5 protein-coding genes are annotated in these 6,857 nt (G+C 52.3%); 2 read left to right on the top strand and 3 right to left on the bottom strand.

The window, feature by feature from the left end:
- Positions 1–388 precede the first annotated feature (388 nt).
- Together AAH187_RS18320 and AAH187_RS18315 are read right to left on the bottom strand one after the other, a co-directional pair.
- The gene (locus AAH187_RS18320) at positions 389–814 is read right to left on the bottom strand and encodes a DUF1499 domain-containing protein (RefSeq protein ID WP_342349932.1); all 426 of its coding nucleotides are present in this window, start codon (positions 812–814) and stop codon (positions 389–391) included.
- A gap of 111 nt (positions 815–925) precedes the next feature.
- The gene (locus tag AAH187_RS18315) at positions 926–1,444 is read right to left on the bottom strand and encodes a hemerythrin domain-containing protein (RefSeq protein ID WP_342349931.1); all 519 of its coding nucleotides are present in this window, start codon (positions 1,442–1,444) and stop codon (positions 926–928) included.
- A gap of 254 nt (positions 1,445–1,698) precedes the next feature.
- On the opposite strand from AAH187_RS18315, the gene AAH187_RS18310 reads away from it, so the two are divergent.
- Positions 1,699–1,998 carry a hypothetical protein gene (locus tag AAH187_RS18310; protein WP_342349930.1) on the top strand — a complete coding sequence of 100 codons (300 nt, stop codon included), beginning with the start codon at positions 1,699–1,701 and terminating at the stop codon, positions 1,996–1,998.
- 151 nt (positions 1,999–2,149) lie between these two features.
- On the opposite strand, the gene AAH187_RS18305 is transcribed toward AAH187_RS18310, so the two are convergent.
- Positions 2,150–3,520 (bottom strand): sodium:alanine symporter family protein, encoded by a 1,371-nt coding sequence (locus AAH187_RS18305; protein ID WP_342349929.1) that lies wholly within the window; start codon positions 3,518–3,520, stop codon positions 2,150–2,152.
- Positions 3,521–4,536: 1,016 nt separating this feature from the next.
- Between AAH187_RS18305 and pgm the strand changes: the two genes are divergently transcribed.
- A complete protein-coding gene (pgm, locus tag AAH187_RS18300) occupies positions 4,537–6,189 on the top strand; it encodes a phosphoglucomutase (alpha-D-glucose-1,6-bisphosphate-dependent) (protein ID WP_342349928.1) in 1,653 nt (550 codons plus the stop codon).
- The last annotated feature ends 668 nt before the right edge of the window (positions 6,190–6,857 follow it).

Genomic DNA, 6,857 nt, shown 5'->3' with positions numbered 1-6,857 from the left:
CGAAGGATCTAGCTCAGCCCGAAACGGTTAGCATTGGGCAAAGATGCTTTCATGTCCCTCTCCTTTGTATGGAATTTTAATTCCAAAGAAGAATTCAAGGAGAGGAACAAACCCCAGCATCCTCTCACCGATCAAGTAAACAAAAACACATCTGAGGGTTGTCATCCTGAGGTTTCCGAAGGATCTAGCCTAGCCCGAAACGGCTCGCTCTGGGCACAGATGCTTCGCTATGGGCTTGTCCTGAGTCCTGCCGGATGGCTCGGGATGACAACTTCTGATGTCTGACGACGAACGGCGGAATAAAAAAAATCTTACGAGAGTAAGGCACTCTTTCCAAATACGGGGCTTAATGGTGAGGTTGGAGAATGTGGCATACGTACTGTCTTCATTAGAGCTTGCTCTCCACCATTTGTCGCACATGCTCCATTCGCTTCCGGTTCACTCCGAAATCGTAGTAGCCGCTACGTGCGGCTGAACGGAAGTGAATGGCTTTTGTGGCCTCATCAAACCACAACTCGACGTCGTCCACAAAACCAAAGAGGAAACTTTTGATTTCGTACTGGAGATAGTCCTCCTCTTCCCTGGACAATTCCGTGCGAGGAAATTGACCGAAAACCTGTTTCAGCACTGCTTTGGCTTCCTCCAAGGATGTTTGATAAGGATAGGGTGCTATCGCATGGCTTTCCGTCGCAGCCATCGTGGAAACACAGTTGGGACTCTCCGGGCATGAGAATCTATGCCTCTCACTCACGATCAATTCCTCCCCTGGCCCTGCTAAGCTGAGAGCTGCCGAGGGGATCAGGCACAGGAGCATGATTCCGAGTGGCAACCATGGGGTCGCCCGGCATGATTGCCTCCCGTTCAATGGACGTGTGAAGCCTGCGTTTTTTGACATGCGGTCGATCGCAGTCGTATGTGGATTTTCCTATTTCTTTTTTCGGGCCTTCGAATTTGTGTTTGCGCCATTGGAAGACATACCTGCCTTCTCCATGAGTTGGTCTTTCCGTTTCATGACCTGCTCGTAGAGACTGTCCCAGTCGATATCCCGCTTTTTTTCTGTCTGAGGCAACATTTCTTTCTCTTCTTCTTCAATATGATGTTTGCACAGTTCGCCGAGCACGGTAAATTTGGCATCATAGCGTTCGTCACCCGGCTTCATTTTTTTCAGCTCCCCGATGACCGCATGCACGACATGGTGCTCCTCCAGAGCCTCATCCATAAGATCCTCGTCTTTCAATTTCGGACGAATGGCAGGATAGATGATTTTTTCCTCCAACTCCGCGTGGATTTCAAGCTCCACCAATGCCGTGTTCACGATGTCTTGTTTCTCATGGGCTTTGGTTGTTTTTTCAAACTTCTTAAACAAAGCCTTGACCTTTTTATGGTCTTTCCGAAGCATGTCGGTGACTTGTGCTGACTGAGCTTTTTGGGTTTTTGTGGCCATGAATGACTTCTCCTTTTAATAACAGTATGAATTCATCTTTTACCCGATCTTTCATATTGATCTATATCAGGAGAAAGGAATACGACCAATGGATAAAACGGGTGGAGTGGCCTATCTTTTGTTCAAAGCTCTTTAGGCCTCTGAGACCAGAGACCAAAGGGGTTTGGGAGGTGTGAGCCTCTTTCGTCTGCATGGGGTGGCGCATTGAGAAGAATAGCGAACCTCCATCCCCTTTAAGTCACCATGAAATTCTCTTGTCCGGATGGAAGAATACGTTCACAATCAATACCCTGTTTGACTATACTGTGCGGATGGCACTTCCTTCCGATTTATCCTTTTCCGATTCGCTAAAGAGTGATCGGCGCCAGGCTTTCTACGAACACCACAAACGTATCGCCCTGGCCATGATTCTAATCGTGTTTTTGCTTCCCTTGATCGGGGTATTCATGAGCGGATTGTCCGGGGCCATATCAGGGGTCGTGATTTCCGTGTTGTCTTTTTATCTGACCCCTTACACCTTATTGAAACTAGGACAATGGTTTGTCCACTCCTGATGCCCGATCTAACCTGACATCATGTGGTGAATTCAGATTCCAACACTCAATCGTACAAAAAAATTCGGAAGGATCTGTGTCGGGGAATGATCTGCACTCTGATTGTTAATCTGAAGGCTTTATGGAGGTGTTCAGTTTTCCCTTCCCCCCGTCACACAGGAGGGGGAGCAGGAGCGCGCAAGGAACCGGCGACAATCTTTTGGGCGTTAAAATAGCGGACCGTTTCCTGTTTGATAATCTTGGCCAGAAGCAGCAACCCGATGAGATTCGGAATGGCCATCAGGCCGTTCATAACATCGGACACATTCCACACCAATTCCAACCTGGATGTGGCGCCGAGCAGGACCACCCCAACAAAAATCACGCGGTAGTACAAGATCGCCCTCGTCCCCATCAGATACTCGACGGCTTTCTCGCCGTAGTAATTCCAGCCGATCAAGGTCGAATAGGCAAACAGGGTGATGGAGAACGTGACAATGAGTTCTCCTGTGGGGCCGAGGGTTTCCCCGAAGCTGGCGCTGGTAAGTTGAGCCGCATCGATACCCTGTGTCCATGGAGTCGCGGTCAAGATGACCAACGCCGTCATACTGCAGACCACCAGCGTGTCGATAAAGGTCTGGGTCATGCTGACCAGTGCCTGCCTGACCGGATCGTCTGTGCGTGCGGCGGCGGCGGCAATGGGCGCGGACCCGAGGCCGGATTCATTTGAAAACACGCCTCTCGCCAACCCGTAGCGCATGGCGGCAGCCATCGTGGCGCCGGCAAATCCGCCTCCTGCCGCAATCGGGTTCCACGCGTGATAGACGATACTTGCCAAGGCCTGCGGGATCTCCGTCACATGCAGGGCCAGGACAACCAGGGCCGATGACACATACCCCACAATCATGAATGGCACCAACACGGAGGTAAACCGGCCAATGGATGTGATGCCGCCCAATATCACCAGCCCGGTCATGGCCATTAACACCACCCCGGTAATCCATGGCGGGATCTGAAAGGTCGACTCAATAATCCCGGCCACGGCATTGGCCTGCGTCATATTCCCGATCCCAAACGCCGCACAGGCCGTGAACAAGGCAAAAAGCCACCCCAACCACGGCAGCCCGGCACCCTTGGCCAGGTAATACATCGGCCCGCCACGCATCCCGTATTCCCCCTGCTCACGGTATTTCACCGCCAGCACCGCCTCCCCATATTTGGTCGCCATGCCCACCAGGCCGGTCATCCACATCCAAAAGACCGCTCCGGGACCCCCGAGCGTGATCGCCGCGGCCACGCCCACAATATTCCCGATGCCCACTGTGGCTGATAAGGCGGTCATGAGCGCGGCAAAATGGCTGATGTCGCCATGGCCACTTGGGTCTTTGTGAAAGACTAACTTCAGCGCATGCGGCAGGACACGAAACTGCAGGCCTTTCAGCAGAAGGGTTAGATATAACCCGGTGCCGACCAACAGGATCAACATGGGCGGACCCCAGACCCAACCGGCTAGGGTCGAGATAAAGGATTCAAGGGAGTCCATAAGACATTATTTTCCAGTAGCGAAAAGAGCAGGAGGGTGACTGTAAAGCACCGCTTATTCTAGCAATGAGGTTTATTGTGTAAACAGGCATGGTGTGAATCGTTTTAGCATGGCTCTTCACAGAAATGAGTCGTGACCCATGCAGGGTAAAACTTTCAATGCGACATTCACCCATTTAGCGCACACCCGCACCAGGCAAGGCCTTCGCCAACTTGTCATGCTGAGCCCTTCGGCATGGATCAGGACAAGTCCATGGAGAAACATCTGTGCCCAGGTTGACGGATAACACGGCTCAGCGAGATCCTTCGGGACACCTTGCCCTGAGCCCCTTCGGCCGCGCTCATGGCAGGTTTGCCGAATGGGGCAGGATGACAACGATCATGGGACATGGGAAAAGTTTTGAGATGATTTGGCACGACCGTCCCTTTGGATCCTCGCGAATGGCAGCCATCACATAAAAAGCGTTGATTTCTGGGGTCGGCAAAATGCAGACCATGGCCAAAAATACTCATCCCCAAAATTTGTGCATAACCTGGTGAATACTGTCGTGCATCGCGGGATTTGCTAAGGATTCAAAAGGAAATGAGCAGATTGCCTCTGTTTTAGGCATTGTATAAAGTTTTTTTTATGCCCCCACATGAAGTGGTGTAGGTTTTTTGGCGTAGGCGTAAAGGTAGAAATAGTATTTTTTTCTTGACTTGTGTCTCCATACCGATGCCCATTGATCTCCGTGAAAAAGAATACGCTGTCAATGATTTTCTTATCCACAGAATTTCTTAAAAAGTGTTGATAAGACTCACATAAGGAATGAGATCATCAAGCCTTCGGTGAGGATTCATGTCAGACGAAACTAGTCCAAAACGGAGTCGAAGTCTGCACCCGATTCTTTGACCGCACCAGGTCGGCATGAGGAAGAAGGAAGGCTTTGAATCCTCTGCTAAATATCGGTAAGGTAGCCCTCGCACACTTAAGTCAGGCGATGCTGTTTTTACCTACTTTCCGAACGTGGAGATATCATGAAGAACCTGAGCCCTCTTGCAGGACAGCCAACCAACCCTTCCATGCTCGCCAACATCCCCCGGCTCGTCACAGCCTATTACACCGGTCGACCCGACCCTGCTGTGCCGGAACAACGGGTCGCTTTCGGAACATCGGGACACCGCGGCTCCTCGTTAAAGAATTCATTTAATGAAGCCCATATCCTGGCGACCACCCAGGCCATCTGCCTCTATCGGCAGCAACATCATATTGACGGGCCTCTCTTTTTAGGCATAGATACGCACGCGCTCTCGGAGCCGGCTCTGGCCAGCACGCTGGAAGTACTCGCGGCCAATGGGGTGATCGTCATGATAGACCGCGACAACGGGTACACGCCGACCCCGGTTATTTCTCATGCCATCCTGACCTACAATCGTGATCGGAAGACAGGCTTAGCCGACGGCATAGTCATCACGCCCTCGCACAATCCGCCGGAAGACGGTGGCTTCAAATATAATCCGCCCCATGGCGGACCGGCTGATGGCGACGTGACCACCTGGATTGAGACACAGGCGAACGCATTACTGACCAATGACCTGCGCGGGGTGAAGCGCATCTCGTATGAGAAAGCGCGGAAGGCCTCGACCACGCACCGGCATGATTTTGTCGGCTCGTATGTTGGCGATCTTGGCGCCGTGATCGATATGGAGGCCATCCGCGATGCGAAACTGTCCATAGGAGTGGATCCGCTCGGCGGCGCAGGCGTGGACTATTGGGGACCCATCACGGAGCGATACAAATTTCAGGTTACGGTCGTGCATGAAGGCGTGGATCCGACCTTTCGCTTCATGAATCTGGACTGGGATGGGAAGATTCGCATGGACTGCTCCTCCCCCTATGCCATGGCCGGACTGATTGCCTTAAAGGATCGGTTCGATATTGCCTTCGCCAACGATACCGATCACGACCGGCATGGGATTGTCACGCGCACGGCCGGGCTGATGAATCCCAATCACTATCTCGCGGTGGCTATTTCCTATCTGTTTACGCAACGCTCCGGCTGGCGGAAGGATGCCGCCGTCGGGAAGACCGTGGTGAGTAGCAGCATGATTGATCGAGTGGCCGCCAAATTGGGACGGCGTCTCGTTGAAGTGCCGGTCGGATTCAAATGGTTTGTAGATGGGCTGATTGACGGGTCCGTCGGTTTCGGTGGAGAAGAGAGTGCCGGTGCCTCTTTTCTTCGTCGTGACGGAACGGTATGGACGACCGATAAAGACGGCATCATTCTGGATTTGTTAGCGGCGGAAATGATGGCCAAAACGGGGCGCGATCCCAGCCAACACTACCTCGACCTCACGAAGGAACTGGGAACTCCGGTCTACCAGCGCATCGATGCGCCGGCCACACCCGCGCAGAAAGCCATTCTCAAAAAACTTTCGCCAGAGCAGATTCAAGCAACTCAACTTGCAGGGGAAAAGATTACCGGCATCCTCACCTCGGCACCGGGAACCGGCAGTGCCATCGGCGGGCTGAAAGTCATGACGGAGAACGGCTGGTTTGCCGCCCGACCTTCTGGAACCGAGGATGTGTATAAAATTTATGCGGAGAGCTTCAAAGGCGACACGCATCTCAAGCAAATCCAGGAAGAAGCCCAAGCCCTCATTACCAAAGTCTTAGGGTCGGCATCGTAGGCGACAGCCGTTTGCGAAGCGCGACGACCGTTTGGTGCAGATTCCTGGACAACAGGAGTTGTCTCCCTGAGTGAAACGTTGTCATCCTGAGTGAAACGAAGGATCTAGCTGAGCCGCAATGACATTCAATCTGGCCACCGACCACTCCCCAGAAACGCGCAGGTTGACCACCTGGTATGAACCACACTGGTTAGTATGTATTCGTCTAACGTCGGTAGGGAGAACAATTAAAGGCACACATACGTTCGATGGAACATTGTCATTCTGAGGGAAACGAAGAATCTGGCTGAGGTGCGGCATCGTCAACGTGGAGACAAGCTCTTCGCCCTTCGCTCCGGAGGCCCGTAGGTCCTGCACATTTGGAATTTAACCAATTTTGATCTTCCCTCCCCTTCCATCTCACCTCACTCACATCACTACCCGATAAGCCCCAGCTTTTTCGGCCGAGAAATGACACCCGTATTCACATAACGAACAACTTTTCAGAACTCAGGAGCACATGACCACCACAACGAACAAAAAATCCTGCATTCAGGAACTGCCATTCTTTTCCTACGGATTTCGACCATTCTTTCTGAGTGCCGCCGTCTTTGCCGGCTTGGCGCTCCCGATCTGGGCCATGATTCTTTCCGGGGCCGACAATACCAATTTACTGTATGTCCACAGGG

Source organism: uncultured Nitrospira sp. (assembly GCA_902500695.1).
GTDB lineage: Bacteria > Nitrospirota > Nitrospiria > Nitrospirales > UBA8639 > Nitrospira_E.
Note: the sequence above shows the minus strand (reverse complement) of the source record. Positions and strands in the feature narration are given on the sequence as shown.

Bases quoted from the DNA above. Each gene is read 5' to 3' on its own strand.
- AAH187_RS18320 (WP_342349932.1), bottom strand. From the start codon at position 814: ATGCTCCTGTGCCTGATCCCCTCGGCAGCTCTCAGCTTAGCAGGGCCA.
- AAH187_RS18305 (WP_342349929.1), bottom strand. From the start codon at position 3,520: ATGGACTCCCTTGAATCCTTTATCTCGACCCTAGCCGGTTGGGTCTGG.
- AAH187_RS18315 (WP_342349931.1), bottom strand. From the start codon at position 1,444: ATGGCCACAAAAACCCAAAAAGCTCAGTCAGCACAAGTCACCGACATG.
- pgm (WP_342349928.1), top strand. From the start codon at position 4,537: ATGAAGAACCTGAGCCCTCTTGCAGGACAGCCAACCAACCCTTCCATG.